Source organism: Rhizobium sp. B21/90, assembly GCF_019355815.1.
GTDB classification, from domain to species: Bacteria; Pseudomonadota; Alphaproteobacteria; order Rhizobiales; family Rhizobiaceae; genus Rhizobium; species Rhizobium rhododendri.
In genome coordinates this window covers 3,649,676-3,674,306 of record NZ_CP072162.1, presented here as the reverse complement: position 1 = coordinate 3,674,306, position 24,631 = coordinate 3,649,676, and the positions used below count along the sequence as shown (strand labels likewise).

Sequence of the window (24,631 nt, the reverse complement as noted above, 5' to 3'; positions counted from 1 at the left end):
CCAGGAAATTCAGGTGCTTCGCCTCGTGGCGTCGATGATGGTGCTGATCAGCCATCTCCAGCACGAAGTGATGGATCAGTCATTTGTCGATACGGCAAACTTCAAGCCATTCGATCCGGTCTTCTGGGCCGGGGGTGTCGACCTGTTCTTCATCATCAGCGGCTTCATCATGTACCACCTGTCGCGCAACAGCTTTGGAAAGCCGGGCGCGCCGCTTCAGTTCATCCTGCGCCGCATCGTCCGCGTCGCGCCGCCCTACTGGTTCTTCACCATCGCCATGCTATGCGCCATGGTGGTGTTTGCAAGCTCGATCCGCTACGGCAGCCCGTCACTCGAGCAGATCGTCGGCTCTTTCCTATTCATTCCGCTGCCTGATCCATATGGCCATTTCTATCCGGTCCTCATCCTGGGCTGGACGCTGAATTTCGAGATGTTGTTCTACGTCGTCTTCGCGATCGGCCTTTTCTTCAGCAAGGGCTGGGGCATGACCTGGGTCATCGCGGCGCTCCTGGTACTCGGCGGCTTGCCGTATTTTCACGTTGTCCAGACGCCACCGTTTGCCTTCTGGGCCAATCCTATCGTCTTCGAGTTCTTGTTCGGCATCGCGCTGGCGCATCTGCGCGACCGCGGCGTCCGCCTCGGCGCGTTGGCCGGCTGGTCGCTGTTCGTCGCCGGCATGCTGCTGATGGTGGTCTTCAAGTCGACAGGCCTGACGGAACTCGGCGGTCTCTGGCGGCCGCTCTGGATGGGGCTTCCCGCCTTCGTCGCCTGCGCCGGACCTGCCTTGCTCGATGAAAAGCTCGACAACGCCCTGAAGCCGTTGATGCGCGTTCTGGTGTTTGGTGGCAATGCGTCCTTCGCGCTCTATCTGTCGCATCCATTCTCGATCAACCTGGTGGCGCTTGTCGCCCCGCGCATCGGCATCCACAGCCCCTGGCTTTACATCTTCGTCGCCGGTGGCTTTGCCATGTTCGTGGCAGCCTTCGTCTACCTGTTGCTCGAACGGCCAATGACCGGCTGGCTGCACCGGCGCTTCTGGGGGCCGAAGGTTCCCAAGAGTTTCGACGTTCCGGCGGTGGGTCCAAGATGACGTGCGCTCGCTATCTTCATACGGCCACGACCCACACGCTATCGGGAGCCATCCATGACTAACGCCAAGGTCGCCATCATCACGCCGTCCTATCGCAACGATTTCGAGAACGCCGTCGACCTCTGCCGCAGCATCGATACTTTCTGCCAGTTCGACTTCGAGCATCTGGTCATCGTGCCCCAAAGCGACATGAAGCTGTTCGCCTCGCTGCAAGGGCCGCGTCGCCGGGTCATGGCGCGCGAAAGCATCCTGCGGCCACACGGGTTTATTAGGCTTCCCGTGCCGACTATCATCAAGCTGCCGTTCGGCAAGACGCTGCGCCTCCGCGAGCAGTATTATCTGCCCGGCGTCGGGCGGATCAGCGGTTGGCTGGTGCAGCAGATCGTCAAGCTCTGCGCGGGCGATCTTACCAAGGCCGACATCTTCATCTTTGCCGACAGCGATGTCTTCCTGGTCCGCCCATTCTCGCTCGAAGCGCTGCAAAGCGGTGGCCAGCTCATCCTGCAGCAGCATGTCAGGGGTCGCGATCTCGATACGCACCGGCTCTGGAGAAAGACGGCGCACGAGCTTCTCGGCGTCGGCAAGCCCTGGGAGACCGAGCATTTCAACTATATCGGCCAGCTGATCCCTTGGGATCGCGCTACCCTCGATGGGCTCATTAGACGCATCCAGTCGGTGAAGGGCCCGGACTGGCAGCGCGCCATAGCCAAGGCCAAGACCGTCTCGGAATACATTCTCTACGGCGAATACGTCGTCGAGATCGCCGCCGTCGCCGAACCGCGCCCGATCAAGGACATGAAGCTCGCAAACTCCGTCTGGTCGCCGGATGCCGTGATCGACGTCGAGGCGATCATTGCGGCCATGGAGCCGGAAAATATCGCCGTCCACATCCAGTCGACGAACCCGCTGCCCATCGCGGAAAGACGTGCAGCCATCGCGACAATCAGCGGCCGGGTCCTGGATCCGCAAGTTGCCTAGTTTCAAGGAAACAGCATGAACCGATCCCGCAAGATTCTCGCCATGCTCATCTCGCGCTTGCCTCACAAGGCTTTGCGCGCGGGAGCATACCGTATGCTGATGGGTTACAGCCTGGGCCGGGGGGCAAGCATCGGCTTCGGCGTGATCATCGCTGTCGACCGCTTTTCTTGCGGACCCGATGTCATCATTCGCCGCGGCACAAGCTTCATGGGCCCCATTTCGGTGACGCTTGGCGAAGGCACGTTTATCGGCCGGTGGAACCGCTTCGAATGCGGTGACGCCGCTGCCGATCCGCGCCAGGCGCATATGGGCTATGCCCGCAGCTTCGAGACCGGGCGCGATTGCCTGATCAACGAAAGCCACCTGTTCGATATTCTCGGCAGCATCTCCATCGGCGACGGCACCTGGGTCGCAGGCTTTGCCTCGCAATTCCTGACGCACGGCGCGGGCACGATGAACCGTGACATCGTCATCGGCGAAAAGAGCTTCCTCGGCACCGCCGTACGCTTCGCCCCAGGCAGCGGTGTGGCCGACCGGGTGATCGTCGGCATGGGTGCGGTGGTCACGAAAAGACTTCCGGAGAGCGACGTCATTGTCGGCGGCTTGCCGGCCAAGGTGCTGCGCGTACGCAGCGAAGCCGATGTCTATTCATTCGAGCGGACGTGGTGAAGGTAAGCGCGCGATCGTGAGATCGGGCCCTGGGCAACGTCAAGGAACGAGTGCGGAATGAGCAATGTGAAATATCGCGGCGATATCGATGGCCTGCGTGCCGTCGCTGTCTTGTCGGTGATCCTCTACCATTTTCAGTCAGGGATTTTTCGCGGCGGCTTCGTCGGGGTCGATGTATTCTTCGTCATCTCCGGCTATCTGATCACCAGCATCATCAGCCGCGAGATGCTGGCCGGCCAGTTCTCCTTCATCAAATTCTATGAGCGGCGCGTGCGGCGCATCTTTCCAGCACTTGCCTTCATGCTGGTGGCGTCGGCCATCGCCGCCTTCGTGCTGCTTTACCCGTCGGAACTGATCGACTACTCGAAAAGCATCATTTCGACGCTGACCTTCACCTCCAACTTCTACTTCTACGGTTTTCGCGGCTATTTCCTCAGCGATGTCGAGACCAAGCCGCTGCTGCACACCTGGTCGCTGGCGGTCGAAGAACAATATTACATTTTCTTTCCGCTGCTGCTGCTCGGCCTCTATCGCTTTTTGCCGCGCTTCGTCACTGCAGCTATCGCCGTCCTGGCCGTCCTTTCCTTCGGCCTCGCGCTCTGGCTGATGCACACGCAGCAGCCAGCGGCATTCTATTTCTCTCCGCCGCGATTTTGGGAGATGCTGGCCGGCTCGCTGCTGGCGCTGGCAAAGATCCCCGTCTTTCCGCAGCGCATCCTGCGCGAGGGTGCCGGCGCGGCGGGTCTGTTTCTAATCCTTGCCGCCGGTCTCCTCTACAAGCCGACGACGGCCTTTCCGGGCATGACCGCTCTTGCTCCGGTGCTCGGGGCGACGCTGGTCATCTATTCCGGCTCCGGTCCCGCAACCCTTGTCAGCCGGCTCCTGTCGCTCCGGCCCATCGTCTTCATCGGCCTGCTCTCCTATTCGCTCTATCTCTGGCACTGGCCGGTTGCCGTCTTCTATCATCTGTTTGTCGAGCGGCCGCTCGAGCCGAAGGACATCGTCATCGTCGCGCCGATTACGGCGGTTCTTTCCTATGTGTCCTGGCGTTTCGTCGAGCAGCCTGCCCGTGATCGTGTTGCCGTGCCGCCAAGGCGGCTGTGGATCGCGAATTTCGCGATCTCGGCGCTCGGTATCGTCTTCGGCCTCTGGTGCATCGTGGCGTCCGGCCTGCCGCTGCGCTTTTCGCCCGAGGTCGCCCGGCTGGCGACCTACCTGCAATACGATGATCGTGCTGCCTACCGCCGTGGTACCTGTTTCCTCGATGGCGAATTGCAGACGCCGGCCGATTACGACACGCAGTCCTGCCTTCGCTTTTCGGACACAAAGCCGAATTACGTTCTGATCGGTGACAGCCACGGTGCCCACTGGTGGAGCGGTCTCAGCAAGACGATGACCGACGTCAATCTGATGCAGGCGACGTCGTCGGGCTGCAAGCCGCTGATCTCGGGCAACGGGCTTAAAAATTGTCGCGCCTTTATGGAAGGTATCTATGACACGCTCGGCAAACAGCATCCTCAGGCCGTGATCATCTCGGCACGCTGGGTGGCAACCGACCTGCCGGACCTGCTTGCGACCATAGATCGGCTCAAGTCTTTCGGCAGCCGGGTCTACGTTCTCGGGCCGATCCCGGAATACAAGATCGGACTGGCGCGCCTTCTGGCCACGCAGGCGCTCTGGGGATCGGCAGACCTTGCCCAGGAGAGGCGGGTGCCCGCCATGAAGACTATCGACGAACAGTTCGCCGCCGCTCTGAAGACAACAGGTGCGACCTACGTTTCGATTTATGACCTGCTCTGCCCGCCCGGCACAGCCACATGTCAGACGACCACCGACTCCGGCGTGCCGATGCAGTGGGACTATGGCCATCTGACTGCGTCGGGATCCGTTGTCCTTGCCCGCCGTGTTGCACCGGAATTGATGCCTCACTGAAGTCGAAAATCACCGAGGATTACCCCATGAGCCACAGCCCTCTGAAAGCTTTCGCCACCGGTTTGCTCTTCGTCTCTTTTGGCGCCCAGGCATGGGCCGCGGAGGAGACGATAACCTTGCCCCTTTCCTCCAAGCCGGCGACCGCGACATGCCAGCCGGCGACCGCCACCGGCGACGTGCCGGACGTTCACCTCACCCGCACGTTCTTCGACAATTTCGACAAGCTGGACCTTTCCGACAAGAAATGGACGCCGCACTACGATGGCGACTACAGCTGGATGACAAAGCGCACGTTGCAGGGCAACAAGGAGCAGGAAATCTACGTCGATCCGGGCTACAAGGGGCAGGGACAGACGCCGGTCGGTATCAATCCTTTCAAGATCAAGGACGGCGTGCTCTCGATCATAGGCGACCGTACCCCCGATCAGTTCAAGCAGGCGCTCTACAATTACCAGTTCACGTCGGGTGTGCTGACGACCCGCCAGTCGTTCTCCCAGACCTACGGCTATTTCGAGATGCGCGCCAAGATCCCGGCTGGTAAGGGGCTCTGGCCGGCCTTCTGGCTGCTGCCGACCGACAAGAACAAATGGCCGCCTGAGCTGGATATTCTCGAGGTTGTCGGCCAGCAGTCCGACAAGATGGTGATGACCGCCCACTGGAAGGCCGGCGGTACCGGCGCCTATCAGCATTCCGGCTGCCGTGTGCCTTTTGCGCAGGCGACCACGGGTTTCCATACCTTCGGTGTGCTCTGGCAGCCGGATCGCCTCACCTGGTATATCGATCGCAAGCCCGTGCAGGTCCTGACAACACCACCCGGCTATGACATACCGATGTACATGATCGTCAACCTGGCAATCGGCGGCAAGATGGTCGGCGTGGCAGATGCAGAAACGCCGCTGCCTGCCGCCTTCCAGATCGACAAGATTGCTGCCTACCAGATCGACGGGTTGCCACACCCGGGAGCGAATAAATGACGCAGGCCTACATGGCTGAGGACGTCTACACACCGGTCTCGATGAAAGAGCGCGACTTGCCCGTGCTGGTAAGGCTCGGGCTGGTCGTGCTGCTCGTTCTCTGCCTGATCCAGTTCTCCGGTGCCTGGTACTGGGGCGGGGTGGATCTGACGCAGGAAGACCTGGAGGGCGTTCAGCCCTTCGGCGTGCCCTTCCGCTATGGCGTATGGTTGTCGATCAGCATCGCCATCTTCTATTATTTCACTTCCCATTCCTACAAAGCCGTCGGCACGGCACTGATGCCGTTCCTGCCTTTTGTCGGTATGGGCTTCATATCCGGCGTGCATGGCTACTCGTTCATCAACTCGTTTCGCATCGAGATCTTCTGGCTGTTGATGGCGCTCAGCGGCACCATTATCGGCCTGCTTTTGCCTGCCAACCTCATGGCCCGGGTGATGTCACGCTATCTGACCGTGATCCTCATCCTGTCGATCGTGCTGGTCATCGCTATCCCGAAAGCCGGCACGGAGGTCTACGGCGGCGCCAGCGTCTGGAAGGGAGCGTTCCAGCAGAAGAACTATCTCGGCGCCCTTGCCATGTGGGCGGCCGTCTTCGCCTTTTTCTTCTCGAAGGCCGTCGGCCGCTGGAAAAGCCTGCTGTTGTTTCTGGTTGCCGCCATATGCCTGGTCGGCTCGGACTCGAAGGGGTCGCTTGCCGTCGCCTTTGCCGCCATCGGCTACTATGTGCTGCTGATGTCCATGTCGAGGTCGCGGCTGTCGCCCTTTATCGGATCGGCGGCACTGATCGGCACGGTCCTGCTCCTGGCGGTGGGCGTCTATTTCCTTTGGGTCCCGATTACCGGCGCATTCGGTCGCGATGCCACGCTGACGGGAAGAACGGATATCTGGATGGCCTATCTCGCCCGCGTGGTGGACCACTGGTTCCTGGGGCAAGGTCCGGGGGCCTTTACCTCCGTGTCTCCGGTGACGGAAGACCTGTTCTACCAACTGGCCGCGCTTGGCTCCATTCGCCAGCCGCATAACATTTTCATCGCGGTAGTTGGCGACGGCGGCGTGGTCGGGCTGTTTCTATTCGTGTCCGCGCTCTTTTACGTGGCTTTCGTCCTGCCGTTCCAGAAGAGGACGTTCGAAGCGCGGCTCTGCGCAATCGGCGCCTTCCTCATCATCGTCGGCGGTATGGTGGAGGGCCGGGTCGGATACAATGCCAGCCTCGACAGCTTCTTCCTCTCGTTGCTGCTTGCCGCCAGGGTCCGGGCAGAGCGTGCAGTGTTGCGGCGCCAGCGGCAATCCCAGGTCGCGACCGACGAGGATGCCCTGCTGGCGCCCTAAGTCTCAGGACGGCCCGGGAATTAACCCCGACGCCGGCGCAGCTGGTCGAAATAGACGATCAGGATGATCAGGAAACCGGTGATGACGCGCTGCCAGAAGGAATTCAGGTTGAGCAGGTTGGCACCGTTGTTGATGGTGGCAAGGATGAAGGCGCCGATAAGCGGACCGTAGGCTGTACCCACGGCTCCAAACAGGCTGGTGCCGCCGATAACGCTCGAGGCAATGGCCTGCAGTTCCCAACCGTCGGCCTGGGTGGCATTGCCGATAGCGATACGCGAGGCAAGCAGAATGCCCACGAAGGCCGCAAAAGTGCCTGAGAGGATGTAGGCAAGGTAGATCATGCCCCTGACATTGACGCCTGAAAGGCGTGCCGCCTCCGGATTGGAGCCGACGGCAAAGAGATAGCGGCCCCAGCGGCTGAGATGCAGGAAGACAAAGGCCGGCACGGCCATGATGATGACCATCCAGAACAGGCTGGGCACGCCCAGGAAATCGGCGCGGGCAAAGTTGCTGAAGGCTTCGTTGGTGATGTTGATCGAAGAGCCGTTGGTGATGAGCAGGCCGATGCCGCGCAACGAAGTGAGCGTCGCCAGCGTGATAATGAACGGCGGCAAGCCCATGCGGACGATCCCGAAGCCGTGGAAGGCGCCGATCGCCGTGCCGAACAGCAGCGTGATGATGATCGACACCCAGACCGGAAAACCAGCCTGCAACAGCCAGGCGATGATGACGCCGGCGAAGCCGACGATGGCGCCGACCGAGAGATCGATGCCGGAGGTGATGATCACGAATGTCTGGCCGAGTGCCAGGATGGCGGTCATCGAGCCCTGACGCAGCAGGTTGCTGATATTCAGCGACGTCCAGAAGCTGTCAGTCGCAAAGGCCAGTACCAGCCAGAGGAAAAATAGCAATCCGATCAGCGTCAGGCTGAAGAGCATATTCATCCGCTTGCGGGGGACGGGCGCTACGGTTTCTGTAGGAGTGACTGTCATCGAATTCTTCCCTTAATCTTTATGTCTCACGCGCCGATGGCTTCGCCGAGGACTTCCTCGTGCGATGCGGCATGGAAATCATGGCTTGCCACCAGTTGGCCGCTACGGAAGACGTGCAGCCTGTCTGCGAGCTCGTAGACTTCCGGCAGGTATGAGGAAATCAGGATGATGCCCGCTCCCTGTTTCAGAAGCGTCGCGAACAGCCGGTAGATTTCCGCTTTGGTGCCGACATCGACGCCGACGGTCGGTTCGTCGAAGATGAAGAGCTTGGCACCGTGGCTCAGCCATTTGCCGATCACCACCTTTTGCTGGTTGCCGCCCGACATGCTGGCGGCGGGCACGCGCCGGGTAGGCGTCTTGATGCTGAGGTCGCGGATCTGCTTGTCGGCATTGGCAGCCTCCTTGCTGCGGTTGATGACAGGCCCCATGCTCAGGCGCTGGAACACCGGCAGGTTGATGTTGAGGCCAATCGGCAGATTGAGGCACAGGCCCTGGTCGCGCCGGCTCTCTGGGGCAAGCGCAATGCCGAGCGCCATGGCGCTCCGCTCGTTCTTGATGTCGACCTTGCTGCCCTTCCAGTGGATTTCACCGGCAGTTGTCTTCTCGCGGCCATAGAGGCCGAGTACGAATTCACTGCGGCCAGCGCCGATCAGCCCGTAGAGGCCGACGATCTGGCCCTCCTTGACTGTCAGCGAAACATCCTTGAAGCCCGGCCCGGACAGGCCACGAACGTCTAGGATCGTCTCGCCGATCGGGATCTCTTCCTTGTGGTAGATCTGCTCGATGGAGCGGTTGATCATCATGGTGATCAGCTCTTCGTCGTTCGTCTCGCCGATCAGGCGCGTGCCGACGTGGGTCCCGTCGCGCAGTACCGATACGCGGTCGGCCAGCTCGAACACCTCTTCCATGCGATGGCTGATATAGACGATGGTGACGCCCTCGGCCTGCAAGCGGCGGATGAGCTTGAAAAGCTGGGCCGATTCCTGCCGCGTCAGATAGGCGGTAGGTTCGTCGAAGATCAGGAATTGCGTGCCACGCATCGCCGCGCGCGCCGTGGCAACGAGCTGTTGCTGGCCGATCGTCAGTGAATTCAGCGGCGCTGCGGCGGGCAGTCCGAAGCCGAGGTCGTTCAGCACCGTCTGCGCCATTGTCTCCATCTGCTTCTTGCGCATCACGCCGAAGCGACTGACCTCGTCGCCGAGAAACAGGTTGGCTGCAACGGAAAGATGCTGGCACAACACGACTTCCTGATGGACGGCATTGATGCCACGCTCTATCGCCTCGTTCGGCGTCGCCAGCGCGACTGGATGTCCGCACCACACGATTTCGCCCGACGTCCTGCCGATGACGCCGGTCAGAAGCTTGATGAGCGTCGATTTGCCGGCGCCGTTTTCACCGACGATGGCGTGGATTTCGCCGGCGAGGAATGTCAGCGTCGCAGGCTTCAGGGCCTGGACCGAGCCGTAATTCTTTTGAAGCGCCTTCAGTTCGAGAATGGGTGATCCCGGCGGAACACGGTTTGCTTCCTTGAGGGCGGCGTTGTCATCGTGGCGATGACTGACCTCTTCCAATCCGGCCATGGGCCTATCCTCTCCACTGCATCAAACGCCTTTCAAAAGCGCTTTCGCATTTCTTCAAAGTCGGTTTGTCTTTGGGTGGAAAGGCCGCGCGGGTGTCCGCACGGCCTCCGGCGATGGCTGTTACTTCAGCTTCGGGTTCAGGAGCGCATCGATCTTCGGATCGCTCATGTTTGCCTTGGTGACGAGGTTGGCACCTGTGTCGACCGTAGCGGGGACCTTTTCACCCTTGGAGACGGCGAGTGCGGTCTTGATGCCGTCATAGCCCATCCGGTAGGGGTCCTGAACGACGAGGCCTGCAATGGCGCCGTCCTTGAGGAAGCCGATCGTCTTGTCGTCGCTGTCGAAGCCGATGACCTTGACCTTGTCGCCGAGCTTGTTTTCAGCGATTGCCTGGCCGACGCCCTGCGCCATGATCAGGTTGGAGGCGAAGACGCCAACGATCTTCGGGTTAGACGTGATCAGGTCGGTCATGATGTTGAGACCGGTGGTCGCCTGACCGTCGGCATACTTGTCAGCAACAACCTTGAGGCCCGGATACTTGGTCTTGATTTCATCCAGGAAGCCCGCGCGGCGCTGCTCGAGAGAGCCAGCACCAGGTGTGTTGGTGATGATGACGACGTCGCCTTCTTCCTTGCCGGTCATGCCTTTGATGGCAGCGGCAAGACCGTCGGCAGCAATGCGGCCGCCCTGGGTGTTGTCTGTCGTCAGGAACGACTTGAACGCCTTGGAGTCGGCACCGGAATCGATACCGATGATCGGAACCGACTTGGCGGCTTCATCGACGGGCTTGCCGAGTGCCTTGGATTCAGTGGGCGAGATCACGATTGCAGCCGGTTTGCCGGCAACGGCATTTTCCAGGATGCTGATCTGGCCGTTGACGTCTGTCTCAGCCTGGGCGCCGAGTTCCGGCACCTTGACGCCGAGGTCCTTGCCGGCCTTGCGGGCGCCGGCGAGCACGATCTGCCAGTAGAAAGACGTGGTGTCCTTGACGATGATCGGGATCGTCACTTCGGCGGCGAAGGACGTGACAGGTATCGCTGTGGCAAGGACGGCAGCGCCGGCCAGGGCGGCAAATGCACGGCGGGAAAGAATGGATTTCATGATGTGAGTTCTCCTCTCAGGTGCGTTCTCCTCCAGATAAATCGTGCCGCTGAACGCATGCGGACGACCTTTGTCGATAGTCTCTTGATTGTTCGGCGCGAAAGGGAGCCCGCGTCTGGCGTATCAGCCAATGGTGGCTCGAATTGTTTTGAAAAACGGACGGCGTCCGTGGCTTCCCCTCCCTCTCCAAGGCCGTCTCCCCACGGCCAGTTGTCTCAACGAAACATAAATTCCACAAAGGTGTCAAGATGGAATATATGTTCCAAATAGCGGTTGCGGCGCTTTCGGCCCGGTAATCCGTGCAGCGTTAGACGCGCACAGCATCTTCTCCCAAAGGTGGTGCTACCAGCACGTAGGGCTCAAATTGCGGATAGACGCTTTCCGGAACCGGCTGCGCGAAGTTTTCCATGTTGCGATACAGACTTGCAGCCTTTCCCGTGCCGATCAGCACCGAGGCAACAAGCGGGTCTTGCAGCGGAAACTGCAGCGCCGGTGCCGCCAGAGGAACCCCGCTTTTCGAGGCTATGGCTTCCATCGCAGCGACCTTCTCGAGCACCTCTTCCGTTGCCGGCATATAGTCGAAATTTGCACCGGCAACCGGTCCTGTTGCCAGGATGCCGGAGTTGAACACTCCGCCGATGACAAGCGAGGTTTGCGCTGCCCGGCAAAGCGGCATCAGTTCTGCTACCGCCGAGCGATCAAGCAGCGTGTAGCGTCCGGCCAGAAGAATGCAGTCGAGCGGGGCGGCGCGCATGACGTCGAGGCAGACCGGAACTTCGTTGACGCCGAGACCGTAGGCAGAGATGGCGCCCGAAGATTTCAGCTGCTCCAGCGCCTTCAGTCCGGAGCCGAGCAACTGTCCGAGGTAATGTTCGTTCGCTGCCCGCCCGTGGGTGTAGGCGCCGATATCGTGGACGTAGAGGATGTCCATATGGTTGAGGCCGAGGCGTGCATAGCTGAAGTCGACCGAGCGCATGATGCCGTCGTAGGAATAGTCGTAGTCGGCATCGAAGGAGAGCGGGTCAACATAGCTGTAGTCGGGGACCGTCCCGGTCGGCACCGGCCGGAGCAATCGGCCGACCTTGGTCGACAATACGTAGCTGCCATCCGGCTTGTCGCGCAGGAAATCCCCGACATAGCGCTCGGCAAGGCCGAGGCCATACCACGGTGCGACGTCGAAATAGCGGATGCCGCTATCCCATGCCGCCTGCAATGTCTCCATAGCCTGATCGCGTGGGCAGGTGCGGTACAGACCGCCGAGCGCCGCGGCACCGAAACTGATTTCGGTGACTTCGAGCGCCGTCCTGCCGATTTTCCTCCTGTTCATCATCTCTCCTCAGACGATTGCAGATCTTCAGTCTTAAAGCGTCGCACCCAAATGCCAAGGCACAAACTCGTTGTCGCCATAGCCGAAGGCTTCGCTCTTGGTTTTCTTGCCCGATGCCGTTTCGATGATCAGCTCGAAGATCTCGCGGCCCTTGGCCTCGATGGTCGTCTCGCCGGTGGCAATCGTGCCGCAGTCGATATCCATGTCCTCTTCCATCGCCTTGTAGAGCGCGGAGTTGCTGGACAGTTTGAATGACGGAGCAGGTCGCGATCCGAAGCAGCTGCCACGTCCAGTGGTAAACGCGATCATGTTGGCGCCACCGGCAACCTGTCCGGTTGCCGATACGGGGTCGTAACCGGGCGTATCCATGAACACCAAGCCGCGTCCGGTGACCCGTTCGGCATAGCCATACACGTCTGTTAGCGGTGACCGGCCACCCTTGGCGACGGCGCCAAGCGACTTTTCGAGGATAGTCGTCAGGCCGCCGCGCTTGTTGCCGGGCGACGGATTGTTATCGAGCGATGCGCCGTGCAAGGCGACATACTTTTCCCACCATGTGATCTTGGCATCGAGCTTGGCAGCGACCTCTTCGCTCACCGCCCGGCTGCGCAGCAGGTGTTCTGCGCCGTAGATTTCCGAGGTTTCCGACAGAATGGCGGTGCCGCCGGCAGCAGCCAGGATATCTGCCGCAGCCCCCAGTGCAGGATTGGCGGTGATGCCGGAAAAGCCGTCCGAGCCGCCGCACTGCAGGCCGATGATGATCTCGCTGACGGAGATCGGCTCGCGGCGAGCGGTGCCCACTTCCTCGCAGATTTCCTTGAGCACGCCCATGGCAAGATTGACGGCACGGCGCGAACCACCGGCATCCTGAATGTTGAAATGACGCTTGCTGGCACCGGCACCGCTCTGACCGTAGAGCGTCAGCTGATTGACCTCGCATCCAAGCCCGATCATCAGCACGCCACCGAAATTGACGTGACGCGCGTAGCCGGCCAGTGTCCGGTGCAGGATATGCATGCCATCGCCGGTCGAGCTCATTCCGCAGCCCTGATCGTGGACGATCGGTACGAACCCGTCGATACCATCATAGTGCGGCAGCAGCGTCCGGTTTGCCTCTTCTGCGATGGCGCGGCAGACCGTGGTGGAACAGTTTACGCTGGCAAGGATACCGATATAGTTCCGCGTTGCCGCGCGTCCGTCGGCGCGACGATAGCCCTGGAACGTCCGGGCCTTTTCAGCCTCGGTGGCCGGCTCCGGCGCGGCTGCTGCCGTCACGGAAAGCCGGTCGTTCTCGAAATGGAGGTTATGGCTGTGCACATGATCGCCGGCCTTGATCTCTGCCGTCGTGCGGCCGATCGCCTGTCCATATTTGACCACAGCTTCGCCCAAGCCAAGATCCTTCAGCGCGAACTTGTGGCCTGGGTCGATCTTTTCGCGCGTCGTCAGCAGTCCGCTAAACGCAGTTCCGGCTGCGATCGGTGCAGTCGCAACGGCGACGTTGTCACCGTTGGACAAGATGATCCAAGGCTGGTTGTTCAACTTCGTCTCCCTGTCCAGGCGCCTGCTGCATTGGCAATCGCGCATTGATTTTGTTTTTTATCTACAATAAACATTTTGAAGTCAACGGGGAATATCGCCGCTGACGAGGGAGAATGCGCCAACAACAAGCGCTTGTGAAAAGGCGCGCTACACTGGCCACGCAAGCTTTGCCGCCTTAAGAGGTGGCCGGGTTGCGCGGGGTCGTGCAGGCAGCAGGGGGTCGGCATGGCCAGACAAAATACAGTGTTCAAGGAGGCGTTCAATCGCTATGCGGCGACGCTTGTCCCGCATGCAGCCTTGCCGTCCGAGCCTGATATCGCGGCCCAGCTCGGCATCAGTCGCAGCACCGCGCGCGCAATTCTCCTGCGGCTAAGCGATGTCGGGATCATCCAGTGGAACAAGCGCGAGAAGACAGTGCTCCGGCCGCCTGTGGCAGCCGACCTGTTTCCCGAGCAGGAAACCAATTCGCTGCACGACATCATCGAGCGCAGCTTCATGCTGCGCATATTATCGGACGAGGCCCAGCCGGGCATGCAGATCAACGAGCTGGAACTCGCCCGCGAAATAGGCACCGGCACGACCAGCGTGCGCGAGTTCCTCATTCGCTTCTCGCGATTCGGCTTGATAGAGAAACGCCCCAACAGCCATTGGACGCTGAAGGGTTTTACGCGCGAGTTCGCGTTGGAACTGGCTGACGTCCGCGAAATGTTCGAGCTGCACTCGGCAGCGGAGTTCGGGCGGCTGCCGGCCGATCATCCGGCCTGGGCAAGCCTTGCCGCCATCCGCAAGGAGCACGACGAGTTGCTTGCCGACTTCGACGAACGATATCGTAACTTTTCACAACTCGACGAGAAATTTCACCTGCTGATCCAGCGCGCCTCGAACAACCGTTTCATCGCCGATTTCTACGACGTCATCGCCATCGTTTTCCACTACCACTACCAGTGGAACAAGGCACAGGCCCGGCAGCGGAATGCCAGGGCGATCGCCGAGCACCTGGCCTATATCGACGCCCTGCAATCGCGCGACATCGGTCGTATCGATGAGGCTTGCCGTCATCACCTGAGGTCTGCCCGGCAGACATTGCTGCAATCGATACCGCAGGCCCCGAGCGAGGAAGGAAACCCAAAGTGAAGACCCCCATAATGCAGTTCGGCACCAGCCGCTTTCTCCAGGCCCATGCCGATCTCTTCGTCAGCGAGGCGATGGAGAAAGGCGAAGCCCTCGGGCCCATTACCGTCGTGCAGACGACAGGTGCAAGCGAGCGCGCCGAGCGCCTCAAGGGGCTCGCCGTCGAAAGCGGCTTTCCTGTCCATATCCGTGGCATTGAAGACGGCCGCCCGGTGGACCGCGTACAGCAGGTGACCAGCGTCAGGCGGGCACTCTCCGCATCTGCAGATTGGGCAGAGGTCGAGCGCGTGTTTGTCGAGCAAGTCCAACTGGTCCTCTGCAACACCGCAGACCGGGGATACGATATTTCCCTGGAGCCCGCGACGCTCCCGGCGGATCTGCCGGTGTCCTTCCCCGGAAAACTGACGGTTTTGCTGCATCGTCGGTTCGGGTCAGGGCGGGCAGGTCTGACAATCCTGCCTTGCGAGCTGATCAGCAGGAATGGAGAGGCACTGCGAGCCATTGTGACCGGCCTTGCCTCCAGCTGGTATGCGGACGACACCTTCAATGCGTGGCTCTCGACGAAAGTGATCTTCTGCAACACGCTGGTCGACCGTATCGTCTCCGAACCGCTGGCGCCGGCCGGCGCGGTTGCCGAGCCCTATGCTCTCTGGGCGATACAAAGGATGCCGGGGCAGGCCTTGCCCTGCATCCATCCGGATATCGTCGTGGCCGATGACATCGAGCCCTACGAGAAACTCAAACTCTTCATCCTCAACCTCGGCCATACCTATCTTGCCAATCGCTGGATCGAGCAGGGTCGCACGGAAGCGATGACCGTGCGCGAAATGCTCGGCGATCCGGCAACCCGAGGCGCCCTCCTGTCGCTCTACGACACTGAAGTCGTTCCGGGTTTTGCACGAAGGAAGATGCAGGCCGAGGCGGAGGCCTATGTGGCCGCGACATTGCAACGCTTCGACAATCCGTTTCTCGACCACAAGCTTTCCGACATCGCCCAGAACCATGGCGAAAAAATTCGGCGACGTTTCCAGGGTTTCGTGGAGTGGTCGGGCATCACCGCGCCGACATTGCAAGCCATCATCCGCTCCAACGCCGAAGCGTAGCTGCTTCCCGGCGTGTCCAGGGTGGCCGGCAACGGTTTCCTCTGGTCAAGGGCTTCGAACGGCGTGTATCACATTCGCTCCTGAAGCCGTCGGATCGATGCACCATGCGCCTTGCAAGCCTAGCCATGTACACCACGCCAGCCCCGGTTGCTGCTGCCAACGACGCACTATGGGCTTATCTCCGAAATCGGTTGCGCCAGCTAGGGCTCGATGGTGTCCCGGACGATCTGGGCAGGCTTGTGGTCTACGATCAGGCGTGGCTACGTCCAGACCTGCTGTTGGCGCAGACCTGCGGCTTCCCCTTCGTGACGAAGCTGCTTGATCGTGTTCGCTTGCTCGCAACCCCCGTTTATGATCTGCCGGGCTGCAACGGGCCTCTCAACCGCAGCAAGATCATCGTCGCCGGAACTAGTCCTGCCACGGGCCTCGAAGATCTGCGCGGATTGACGGCGGCCATCAACGAGCCCGGCTCGAACTCCGGCAGCAATCTTTTTCGCGCAGCTATCGCACCGCTTGCGCGAGACGGCAGATTTTTCGGCTCGGTGATAGAGACCGGTGGCCACCTCGCCAGCATCGAAGCCGTCGCCTCCGGCAAGGCCGACGTGGCCGCTATCGACTGCGTTACCTTCGGCAACACGCTCCGCTTCGATCCGGATCGGCTTGCCAATGTACGCATCCTTGCCGAGACCCCGGAGGGCCCCGGCCTGCCTTTGATCACGTCGGTCAGGACGACGGACGACGAGATAGCGGCAATCAGGCTCGTTCTGGATGAGGTCGCTTTGGCAACGGAACTCGTTGAAGTCAGGGAAGTCCTGTCGCTTCGACGTTTCGAGGTCCTGCCCGAAAGCGCCTACCAGCGTCTCGCCGAACTGGCACGCGATGCCGTGTCTCTCGGCTATCCCGTCATCGCCTGATCTCGAGTAGGTCTCACCCGACGACGATCAGTTCGAGGGATGCGCCTGTTCGTTTCGGGCATTGGTCAGGCCGGTGATGGCATCACGGTCGCCGGTGGCGGCTGCAGCCTCGAAGATGCGGATGGCATCGGAATAGCGCTTGAGGTTCAGGTAGGCGTAGCCGCGCAGCACCATCAGGCCGATCTGTTCGGGCTGGATCTGGTTGAGCTGGTCGAGATACAGAATTGCCTCGCGATACCGTTTTTCGTCGTAGGCGGACGAGGCGCGTTTGGTGAGGATTGCGACTTGCAGGCTCAGCGCCCGCTCGCGGCTCTGTGGCGCCTTGATTGCCGAGACTGCGGCGTTGCTGGCGAGATTGAGCTGCAGATAGGCGAGGCTCTGGCCATAAGCAGCGTCCTGGCGATCCTTCGGCAACGGGCTCCGCAGCGCAATTTCAAAAGTTGCGGCGGCCTCGACCGGCCGCTTCTTGCTCATCAGGCACCAGGCGCGGGGGAGTGCGGCCTCTGGCGATAGCATGGCGGGATCGATGGTCGTCGTGCAGCCGGCGCTGGCAGGCCTACGGGCTTCCCGTACCCTTACGACCTGAGCCTCCTGTCGTGGAGCAGACGAGAGATAGCTTGTCTCGCGAACCGGTGCCGGTGGCTGCCGTCGGGTGCCCTGGGGTGCAGCTTCGATCGCCTGCGTCTCGCCACCATCGACACGGGCCTGCCGCGGGGCTGCACCGGTGTCGCGGAGCGTGGCGATCCGCTCGGATCGCCCGGCCCACTGACGCTGGATATCCGTGACGCCGGCCTTGTCGTTCAATTGGGCAAGGGTGATGGTCAGGCCGTAGGCTGAAGGCTCATCGTCTGCCTTCCACCCGAGCGCCGTCCGGAACCACTGTGCCGCCGTCTGCGGCTGGTTGAGGCCGCGCGCATACCAGCCGAACTGCTGTGCGCTGGGCACATCGCGGGCCTTGAGGACCGCACCAGCGATCCGCTGTAGGACGTCGACCTTGAGGATAACCGGGGGGTCGATTGCCAAGAGGTTCGCCGCCGCCGCGAGGTAGGTGGCATTTGCGTCCTTGGAGTCGTCACGCCACTTGAACATGACCTCCTCGGCCTCCTCCGGAGACTTGCGGGCAATGAGGGTCAGGGCAAGCCCCTGCGATGCCGACGCGGTGTCCTCCTTGGTGCGCGCAAGACGAAACCACTTTTCCGCGTTCGTCAGGTCGCCGCGCGGATAGTTGTACCAGCCGAGCAGCAGCGCGTCGGACGCCAGTCCTTGCGTCTCGCTCAGGCGCTCGAGGCGGCTCAGATATTCGGGGGCAATCACGAGTTTGGGGTCGGCATTGGCCTCGGCCACGAAACGGCGGGCGAGATCGTCGCGGATGCTCTCGAACTCCCGCGTCCCGTCGGCCATGGGCTTTTCCTGCGCCATCAGGTCCTGCATGGTGCTGTAGGGCAGCAGCGCCGAGGCTTTCTGGATCGTCGCCAGCCGCTCGGCAGCATTGGTGCAGTTTTTCATGACGTACATGTAAGCGTCGCGCGCACGGGTCAGGCGGTCGGTGTGACCGAAGGCATCCGCCACCCGCCACAGCACGTCGACTTCGCTGCAGGTCAGCAAGCTCGGAGTTTCTGAGGCCACGCTGACAACGGTCTCGTATTGCTTCAGATCTGAAGCGTTGATGAGGCGGGTGCGTGCCTCCGCGACATTCAAGCGCTCGGTAAGGTCCGTAGGTGGCTGCCAGCCGGGCTCGGCGGCCTGACGGTCGGAGATTGCCTTGCGCACTTCCGCATAACGAGCCTCCGAATAGAGCTGCCACATCGATTCCAGCTGCTTGTCCTGGTTCTGGGGCACGGCCAGCGGATCGGTCGGCGGGGTCCATGTCGGATAGAGGGCCTGCAGCCTGGAGATTTCGGCCTGCAGCCGCGCCTTGTCGCCGCGGCTGGCAAAATACCGTAGGGCGCTCTCGTCGACGGCCGGTTGGGCAGCGGCAGGTGGGCTGGATGGCGGAGGTGCTGTCTGAGAAACCGCGGCAGGCTGGTCGGCGGCAGTAGCCGGCGTCGTCGCGTCGGGAGCTGCCATATTCTGGGCGAGGTCCACGGCCGGTGCCGTATCCACATCGCGCGCCAGGCCCGGCTCCGTCGTCTGCCTGTCGAAGGGATGGAAGTCAGGGCCGCTGATACGCCCCATGCGCATCAGCTGGGGTATCTCACCAGGCGTGTTGGTGCCCAACAGGTCTGACACCCTGTCGGCTATCTGCGAGCGGTCCTTGAGTGCGGCTATGCCCACCGTCATGATGAGCGTCGCCGACAAAAGGACTAGGGACGGTCTCATAGGCACTCCGGATGCTTTTCCGTAACAAAGGCAAGCCCCAGCAAGTGGAGCGTGGACGGGAAATACAAAGTCGGAACAAATGATTTGGCCGACGCTGGGAGTTTCGTCCCCGCAAGCATACAGGCCATAATATGGTTAATAATCTGATAACCGGGGTCGTCCAGCGTCGTCTTGACGCTGTCGTTGCTGAGGTCGATGAGCCGGATGGAGCCGTCGGCAGCGCTCATTCCAGACTGCAGCCGACCCAGCAGATCCCTGTCGTCGATGCCGCCGCGCATCAGGTAGAGCGGAATCCGGATTGCGTTGTAGCCGAACTCCGGAACGAAGCCTTCAGCGGGCTTTGCCTGCCTCTTCAGGCTGACCCAATCTGCCGGAAGTTTTTCTTTTCCGAACTGCATCTGAGATATCAGAACGTGGCCATCATCGGAAAGCTGCTGCCACTTCGGCGATGGCAGCAGTGAATTCATCACCGGGAAGGCCTCAAAGATCCAATAGGACGGGTTGATCACCGGTCCATCTGCACGGTCGGCCGCCGCAAAGCCTGAGACGCCCGGCAGCAGCAATGTCCGGCCGCCGCTTTCAACGATAGCCTTGTCGAGCAGCGTCGCCGCAATCTTCGTTGCCGCCTGCGTATAGTCTGCCCGGCCCCAGGCCGCGCCAGCGCGCGCCAAGGCGTAGGCAATCAAGAGGTCGCCATCGGTGGCATCGTTGATGTCGTCGACATGCGGGGTCTTGTCGGGGCTCCAGCTCCAGGCGGCGAGCCCGTCATCGCGGATCAGCAGTTCGGTTCGCGTGAAATACCAGATCTGCTCGAAATCGGCGGGGCTTTCGGAGAGATAGGCGAGCAGCAGTCCGTAGCCTTGTCCCTCGCTGTGGCTGATCCCGCCGTTTCCGTCGTCCACGATGCGGCCGGAGGGATCTAGAAACTTCGCCTTGTACGCCTGCCAGGACTGCGTCTGTATCATCGGCTCCTGTGCTCCGGCCGGGTTTTCGCAGACAAAGAAGAACAGCACTCCGATGACGCAGGCGGTGACCTGCCTCAAAGTCATCGGCGCCGTCCAAGATTGGATAGAAGCGCGGCAGTCGCAAGTCCCATCAGCATCGTCAGGGCTGCAAAGAGCAAGGCGTAGGAGAGGATGTTGGTCGACAGCCAGTTGGCGGCAACGAGCCGGTAGTTGGAGAAGGAGAAATCCTGCGTCGGCACAAAGGCAAACCGTGCGACCGGCACCGTCTCGATTTTCTTGGTTCCTGCCGCATAAGTCGTGATGCGACCGGAAAGCTCCGGCCACGTGTCTTCTGCGGACAGAGCCGTCAGGCCGGATCTGAGGTCGCCAGCCGTTGGTGACGTGACGATGGTCCAGGTTCCGTTGCCGTCCGGGCTGGCGCCCTGCGCGACCATGATTGTCGCAGCGTTGCTCGGCATGAACGTTGCCTCGGCACTCGGTGCGAACCGCAGGGAGCTGAAGGAAATATCGAAATTGCGCCGCATCCATTCCTCGAACGCGGAGATCTGCCCGGTCCAACTTCCGCCACTGACCATGGACCGCCATTGCTCGAATGTTGCGCCGGTATCCACATCTGCCGGCTTTCCAGCCGTATTCGGTCTCCAGCTGACCTGGCTTGCCGGCGCAATGTTCAATTGCGTGAGTGCTGTCGGCGGGATCTGCGAAATGGGGCCAATGAACAGCGCGTTGCGATCGCCGATCCCGGCGGGCGAGGTTGCGACCTCGATGGGAATGGGTCGGCCAGCCATCAGGGCCAGCCTCGCGAGGAAGGTCGCCGATGCGGACAGCGTATCGGCGTCCACCCGGTCGAGATAGACCGGGAGAACATTCTCGATAAGGCCGTAGGGGTAGCCGGTGCCGCCGGTTGCCGCGAGATTGGGACGTTGGCCGACGCGGGCGAAGTCAGGCATGCGGAATTCGGATGTATCGAACAGCGCGAAATGGGGCGTTGCCGATGCGTTCGAGCCCGGAGCGCAGGCGGCGTCGGCGCTCGTCAGAAGGGCGGCCTCCACCGCAACGTGGTTCAGCCCGGGCTTGAAGTGTCGGAGCGTAACACGGATCGGCAGGTGCCGGAAAATGCCACCGCCCTTGTTGGTGATCGGCACGGTCGAAGCAACGCTTCCGTTGACGAATACGTCGATATGGCTGCCGGGCAAGACGTCGGGAGAATAGGCAGCGTCAAGCAGTATGGTCGCCTCGCCGTAGGCGTTGGCATAGAAATCGGCCGGTACGCCGATCCCGAAATCTGTCCGGAATCGGCGTCCGGTAAATTGTGTCGTGGAGACGCCAAGCTGCGAAAACGGCAGGACAGTATTGCTGAAAATCAGTGGCACATCGGGTGCCTGCCATCGCTGCGTCGCCAGCACGTCGCGGCGGTTGTCTACTGCCCGGTCAGTGGATGTGACCAGGCTGTCGATGGCGGTGTCTATCGATTGCCACGAAGGACCCGTGACCAGCAGAACCGGTCCGCCGCTACGGGGATCGTTGACGAACGTTGCCACAGGGGCCACTTGTGCCGCCGGTGGCAGTGACGGAAAGAGTGGCTGCAGTTCGCTTGCCGTCCCGACAAGAACAGTGAGCTTGCCCGGTGCCAAGGCTGGCAGGCCGGCGGTCTGGAAGTTGAAGGACTGGTTGGGCATGCCGCTCAGTACCGAAAGGCCCTGCGCCAGTCGCATGAGCGGTTTCGTGGTGCCAGGCTGGGCAAGCCCAGGCACGACGAAGTCGAATTCAGTCGCGCCCTTTTCGTCGACGCCCACCGCGCGGACACCATCGGTGCTCACCAGCCGCGCGGCTTCCGTACCGCCAAAACTCAGATAAGTGCGGCTCGGGTCGATATCCGTCCAGAGTTCGTAGGTCGAGGAGATGCTGCAGTCCGTCCGGTGGCGCTGTTGCGTCTCGAAGCTCACCAGGTTGGAGCCTGCCTGCAACAGCCCGGGCGGCACGTCGAAGCTGAGCTCTTCCGGCTTTTCGGAAGAATGTATGGGCGTCGATCCGACCGAACGGCTGTTGATGAGAACAGTCAGTTGAGACGCTTCGGGCGCGACGACGATAGCGTTCTGATAGGCGAGGTTGAGCTTGACCGGAGCGGCCGCTTGCGCCGGCGTCAGATAGATCGACCACGTCTTCTTGTCGATTTCGCCGTTCAGGCCAAGATCCGAAGCCGGGACGAGGAAGCGCCTGAAGCGCTCTGTCGTGACAGGCTTGCCAACCGGAGTACCTGCGCTTTTTTGCGGGGCCGCGGCGGCCGGCACGGGTGGTGGCTTTGCGGCGGTCGGCACCGGTGTAAAGGGCGGTATGGCCGGCTGCGCGGCAGGTGCCGGCTGAACCGATGGGCTCGCGGGTGCTGCACCCTTCGGCCGCTCAGGCGTCATGTCGAAGGGCGTCGTCTGCGCGAGGGCAAATGGCGCGAGCCATGTTGTAGCGAGCGCGGCTACGACCGCGATACGACCCGGCCTCATTGTGCGCCCGCCTTCACTGGCTGGATCTGCTCCTCGGGCTTGCCTCTGAAACTGCGGAAGAAATACACAAGCCCGCGGCTCGTCTGGTAGGCCGATACACCGAGAAACCAGATCGTTCCCCTGATCAGCCCGGGATTGCGGCGACGGGAGAGCTGGAATTGCGTCCACTGGTCTGAGTTTGCAAAGATCAGATCCGCGATCAGGCGGTGATCCAGCGCGCTTTGTGGATTGTAGAGGCAGCCGATCGCCGTGATTTCGCCGCTAGGCTGGGTGTTGCGCACGGTGACGATCAATGTCTCTTCCTGGGCGCCGCTGTAGGGCCTGAACTTGATCGTCGCGCGAGTGTCCACTCCCAGCGGATCGAAGGTCTTGCTGAAGACGTGCAGCCTCGCACCATGAACGGATACGTCCTCGATAGAAGCCGGATACCAGCGCCCGTCGACGCCGAATTCGCACCGTCGGTTAACACGCACCCGCCGCGACGAAGACCGCTCGCCGCGCTCGGAGACAACGCCGAGAGCGCAGCCGGCCATGATCAGGTTGAGCAAGGTCCAGCCGGCAACGACCAGCGTCACGTCTGCCTTGTAGGGCTCGGCGTAAAGGCGGTAGATCGCCATTCCGAAAGCTACCAGCAGAACCCCAAAGATGACGAAGAACGGTCGGCTGATTTCGGAAAGGCGCGCGACGGCAATGGATTCGTCCTTGGCCGTCACCTTGAATGTCGGCTTGCGCGGATTGAGGATGACCGAGATCACCGCCGGCAGCAGATGCACCGTCTGCACATATTCATAAAGCTCTGAGATCCAAGGCCAGCGGAACGAGCCGTAGAGATAGTTCTGCATCATCATGTTCACGACCATGTAGGCGAGCGAATAGGCCAGGAACTCGCCGCCCGACGAGGTGAAGATCTCGAGATTGAAGAAAAGATAGAACAGCGGCGCGAACAGGAACATCGTCCGTGGGAACGGGAAGAGCCAGAACAGCGTCGACGACATGTAGCAAAGCCGCTGCGGCAGGGAGAGCCCGCGCTTGAAGAGCGGGAAGCGGAAACGCAGGATCTGCATCATGCCCTGCGCCCAGCGGCTGCGCTGACCGATGAAGCTGGCAAAGGTCGCCGGCTGGAGGCCCGCGATCAGCGGCTTGTCGACATAGATGCTGTTCCAGCCTCGCGAGTGCAGCTCGATCGCCGTTTCGCAGTCTTCGGTGATGCTGACGCCACTGAACCCGTTGGTTTCAGCCAGCGCCTTGCGCCTGAGGACGGCAGCGGAGCCGCAGAAAAACGAGGCATTCCACTTATCGAGACCGCGCTGGATAATGCCGTAGAACATCTCGTTCTCGCTCGGCATATGGTCGAACGTCTGCAGATTGCGCTCGATCGGGTCAGGGTTAAGAAAGAAATGCGGTGTCTGGCACAGGAAGAGCTTCGGATCGTCGTCGAAGTAGCCAACGGTTTCGAGCAGGAAATCACGTGCCGGCGCGTGATCGGCATCGAAGACGGCGATGAGCTCGCCCGTCGAGTGCTGCATGCCGTTGTTGAGATTGCCGGCCTTGGCATGCTCGTTGCGATCGCGGGTCATGTAGCGAACGCTGAGTTGCTCGCACAGTTCCTGAAGCTGGATGTGGCGGAGGGAGGCGGCTTGCGCATCTAATATGTTGTTGGCATTGCGCTTCTGCAGTGTACTACCGTCGTCAAGCAGCCAGACGGTGACCTTCTCGGGTGGATAGTCCATCGCCTTGGCCGCCGCCAGCGTATTGCCGAGCAGCGCCGCATCCTCGTTATAGGTCGGCACGAAGACATCGACATGCGGAAACTTGCCTTCGGTGGCGGCACGAGACGGTCGTGGCGGCAACGGCATGGCAACGACAAACAGGCTGAGCGCGCCCATCATCACGCTGTACATTTCGGCGAGATAGACGAGGAAGCCCGGAATGAAGTTTTCAGGCTGATTGATTGGCGGCAAGGTGCTGGTCGTCCGCCAGAACACGTAGCGCAGGATGATCGAGCTTCCGAAGGCGAGCGCTACGAGGCGCCATTTTCCCTCGCCCTTGAACAGCTTGATCAGCGCCATGATGATGACCACCGTGACGCTGACGATCAATTGCGTCTGGAGGCTGATCGGCAGGGTGATGAGGGTAATTACGCATACCGCGACGATCATCCAGATCAGGATACTGGCGGCTTTGCGCATGG

Annotated in this window: 18 protein-coding genes; 9 read left to right on the top strand and 9 right to left on the bottom strand. The window is 61.2% G+C overall.

Annotation, left to right across the window (positions count from 1 at the left end):
* The first annotated feature begins 13 nt into the window (after positions 1–13).
* The 6 genes from J5278_RS17760 to J5278_RS17735 are packed head-to-tail and all read left to right on the top strand — an operon-like array spanning position 14 to position 6,971.
* A complete protein-coding gene (locus J5278_RS17760) occupies positions 14–1,090 on the top strand; it encodes an acyltransferase (protein WP_111216253.1) in 1,077 nt (358 codons plus the stop codon).
* A gap of 54 nt (positions 1,091–1,144) precedes the next feature.
* Positions 1,145–2,068 (top strand): DUF6492 family protein, encoded by a 924-nt coding sequence (locus tag J5278_RS17755; protein WP_209182567.1) that lies wholly within the window; start codon positions 1,145–1,147, stop codon positions 2,066–2,068.
* 15 nt (positions 2,069–2,083) lie between these two features.
* Positions 2,084–2,737 (top strand): hypothetical protein, encoded by a 654-nt coding sequence (locus J5278_RS17750; protein WP_209182568.1) that lies wholly within the window; start codon positions 2,084–2,086, stop codon positions 2,735–2,737.
* A 57-nt stretch (positions 2,738–2,794) separates the two neighbouring features.
* Positions 2,795–4,669: an acyltransferase family protein gene (locus tag J5278_RS17745; protein WP_209182569.1), complete on the top strand. Its 1,875-nt coding sequence runs from the start codon at positions 2,795–2,797 to the stop codon at positions 4,667–4,669.
* A gap of 26 nt (positions 4,670–4,695) precedes the next feature.
* The gene (locus tag J5278_RS17740; RefSeq protein WP_209182570.1) at positions 4,696–5,643 is read left to right on the top strand and encodes a glycoside hydrolase family 16 protein; all 948 of its coding nucleotides are present in this window, start codon (positions 4,696–4,698) and stop codon (positions 5,641–5,643) included.
* Positions 5,640–6,971: an O-antigen ligase gene (locus J5278_RS17735; protein WP_209182571.1), complete on the top strand. Its 1,332-nt coding sequence runs from the start codon at positions 5,640–5,642 to the stop codon at positions 6,969–6,971. The genes J5278_RS17740 and J5278_RS17735 overlap by 4 nt, the downstream gene beginning before the upstream one ends.
* A 20-nt stretch (positions 6,972–6,991) precedes the next feature.
* On the opposite strand, the gene J5278_RS17730 is transcribed toward J5278_RS17735, so the two are convergent.
* From J5278_RS17730 to J5278_RS17710, 5 genes are all read right to left on the bottom strand, one after another.
* Positions 6,992–7,963 carry an ABC transporter permease gene (locus J5278_RS17730; RefSeq protein WP_142823777.1) on the bottom strand — a complete coding sequence of 324 codons (972 nt, stop codon included), beginning with the start codon at positions 7,961–7,963 and terminating at the stop codon, positions 6,992–6,994.
* A gap of 26 nt (positions 7,964–7,989) precedes the next feature.
* Positions 7,990–9,543 carry a sugar ABC transporter ATP-binding protein gene (locus tag J5278_RS17725; protein WP_142823778.1) on the bottom strand — a complete coding sequence of 518 codons (1,554 nt, stop codon included), beginning with the start codon at positions 9,541–9,543 and terminating at the stop codon, positions 7,990–7,992.
* Positions 9,544–9,663: 120 nt separating this feature from the next.
* Positions 9,664–10,644, bottom strand: a complete 981-nt coding sequence (locus J5278_RS17720; RefSeq protein WP_209182572.1) for an ABC transporter substrate-binding protein — start codon at positions 10,642–10,644, stop codon at positions 9,664–9,666.
* A 307-nt stretch (positions 10,645–10,951) separates the two neighbouring features.
* Entirely contained in the window at positions 10,952–11,971 is a 1,020-nt protein-coding gene (locus J5278_RS17715) for an aldo/keto reductase (protein WP_209182573.1), read from the bottom strand.
* A gap of 33 nt (positions 11,972–12,004) precedes the next feature.
* Positions 12,005–13,510: a UxaA family hydrolase gene (locus J5278_RS17710; RefSeq protein WP_161990927.1), complete on the bottom strand. Its 1,506-nt coding sequence runs from the start codon at positions 13,508–13,510 to the stop codon at positions 12,005–12,007.
* A gap of 225 nt (positions 13,511–13,735) precedes the next feature.
* Between J5278_RS17710 and J5278_RS17705 the strand changes: the two genes are divergently transcribed.
* The 3 genes from J5278_RS17705 to J5278_RS17695 all read left to right on the top strand — a co-directional run bounded on the left by J5278_RS17705 (position 13,736) and on the right by J5278_RS17695 (position 16,658).
* Positions 13,736–14,644 carry a GntR family transcriptional regulator gene (locus J5278_RS17705; protein ID WP_209182575.1) on the top strand — a complete coding sequence of 303 codons (909 nt, stop codon included), beginning with the start codon at positions 13,736–13,738 and terminating at the stop codon, positions 14,642–14,644.
* Entirely contained in the window at positions 14,641–15,744 is a 1,104-nt protein-coding gene (locus J5278_RS17700) for a mannitol dehydrogenase family protein (protein ID WP_209182576.1), read from the top strand. Before J5278_RS17705 ends, J5278_RS17700 begins: the two co-directional genes overlap by 4 nt.
* A 104-nt stretch (positions 15,745–15,848) precedes the next feature.
* Positions 15,849–16,658: a phosphate/phosphite/phosphonate ABC transporter substrate-binding protein gene (locus tag J5278_RS17695; protein WP_209182577.1), complete on the top strand. Its 810-nt coding sequence runs from the start codon at positions 15,849–15,851 to the stop codon at positions 16,656–16,658.
* Positions 16,659–16,685: 27 nt separating this feature from the next.
* Here J5278_RS17695 and J5278_RS17690 read toward each other — a convergent pair whose 3' ends face one another.
* The 4 genes from J5278_RS17690 to bcsA are packed head-to-tail and all read right to left on the bottom strand — an operon-like array spanning position 16,686 to position 24,629.
* Positions 16,686–18,977: a tetratricopeptide repeat protein gene (locus J5278_RS17690; protein ID WP_209182578.1), complete on the bottom strand. Its 2,292-nt coding sequence runs from the start codon at positions 18,975–18,977 to the stop codon at positions 16,686–16,688.
* Complete coding sequence (locus J5278_RS17685; RefSeq protein WP_209182579.1) at positions 18,974–20,026, bottom strand: glycosyl hydrolase family 8; 1,053 nt, start codon at positions 20,024–20,026, stop codon at positions 18,974–18,976. The genes J5278_RS17690 and J5278_RS17685 overlap by 4 nt, the downstream gene beginning before the upstream one ends.
* Positions 20,023–22,440, bottom strand: a complete 2,418-nt coding sequence (locus tag J5278_RS17680; protein ID WP_209182580.1) for a cellulose biosynthesis cyclic di-GMP-binding regulatory protein BcsB — start codon at positions 22,438–22,440, stop codon at positions 20,023–20,025. Before J5278_RS17680 ends, J5278_RS17685 begins: the two co-directional genes overlap by 4 nt.
* Complete coding sequence (gene bcsA, locus J5278_RS17675; RefSeq protein WP_111216292.1) at positions 22,437–24,629, bottom strand: UDP-forming cellulose synthase catalytic subunit; 2,193 nt, start codon at positions 24,627–24,629, stop codon at positions 22,437–22,439. The genes J5278_RS17680 and bcsA overlap by 4 nt, the downstream gene beginning before the upstream one ends.
* Between the last annotated feature and the right edge of the window lie 2 nt (positions 24,630–24,631).

Excerpts from the sequence above, each read along its gene's own strand:
- J5278_RS17690 (WP_209182578.1), bottom strand. The coding sequence starts at position 18,977 with ATGAGACCGTCCCTAGTCCTTTTGTCGGCGACGCTCATCATGACGGTG.
- J5278_RS17745 (WP_209182569.1), top strand. The coding sequence starts at position 2,795 with ATGAGCAATGTGAAATATCGCGGCGATATCGATGGCCTGCGTGCCGTC.
- J5278_RS17705 (WP_209182575.1), top strand. The coding sequence starts at position 13,736 with ATGGCCAGACAAAATACAGTGTTCAAGGAGGCGTTCAATCGCTATGCG.
- J5278_RS17720 (WP_209182572.1), bottom strand. The coding sequence starts at position 10,644 with ATGAAATCCATTCTTTCCCGCCGTGCATTTGCCGCCCTGGCCGGCGCT.
- J5278_RS17740 (WP_209182570.1), top strand. The coding sequence starts at position 4,696 with ATGAGCCACAGCCCTCTGAAAGCTTTCGCCACCGGTTTGCTCTTCGTC.
- bcsA (WP_111216292.1), bottom strand. The coding sequence starts at position 24,629 with ATGCGCAAAGCCGCCAGTATCCTGATCTGGATGATCGTCGCGGTATGC.
- J5278_RS17725 (WP_142823778.1), bottom strand. The coding sequence starts at position 9,543 with ATGGCCGGATTGGAAGAGGTCAGTCATCGCCACGATGACAACGCCGCC.
- J5278_RS17685 (WP_209182579.1), bottom strand. The coding sequence starts at position 20,026 with ATGACTTTGAGGCAGGTCACCGCCTGCGTCATCGGAGTGCTGTTCTTC.
- J5278_RS17695 (WP_209182577.1), top strand. The coding sequence starts at position 15,849 with ATGCGCCTTGCAAGCCTAGCCATGTACACCACGCCAGCCCCGGTTGCT.
- J5278_RS17755 (WP_209182567.1), top strand. The coding sequence starts at position 1,145 with ATGACTAACGCCAAGGTCGCCATCATCACGCCGTCCTATCGCAACGAT.
- J5278_RS17735 (WP_209182571.1), top strand. The coding sequence starts at position 5,640 with ATGACGCAGGCCTACATGGCTGAGGACGTCTACACACCGGTCTCGATG.
- J5278_RS17680 (WP_209182580.1), bottom strand. The coding sequence starts at position 22,440 with ATGAGGCCGGGTCGTATCGCGGTCGTAGCCGCGCTCGCTACAACATGG.
- J5278_RS17750 (WP_209182568.1), top strand. The coding sequence starts at position 2,084 with ATGAACCGATCCCGCAAGATTCTCGCCATGCTCATCTCGCGCTTGCCT.
- J5278_RS17730 (WP_142823777.1), bottom strand. The coding sequence starts at position 7,963 with ATGACAGTCACTCCTACAGAAACCGTAGCGCCCGTCCCCCGCAAGCGG.
- J5278_RS17715 (WP_209182573.1), bottom strand. The coding sequence starts at position 11,971 with ATGAACAGGAGGAAAATCGGCAGGACGGCGCTCGAAGTCACCGAAATC.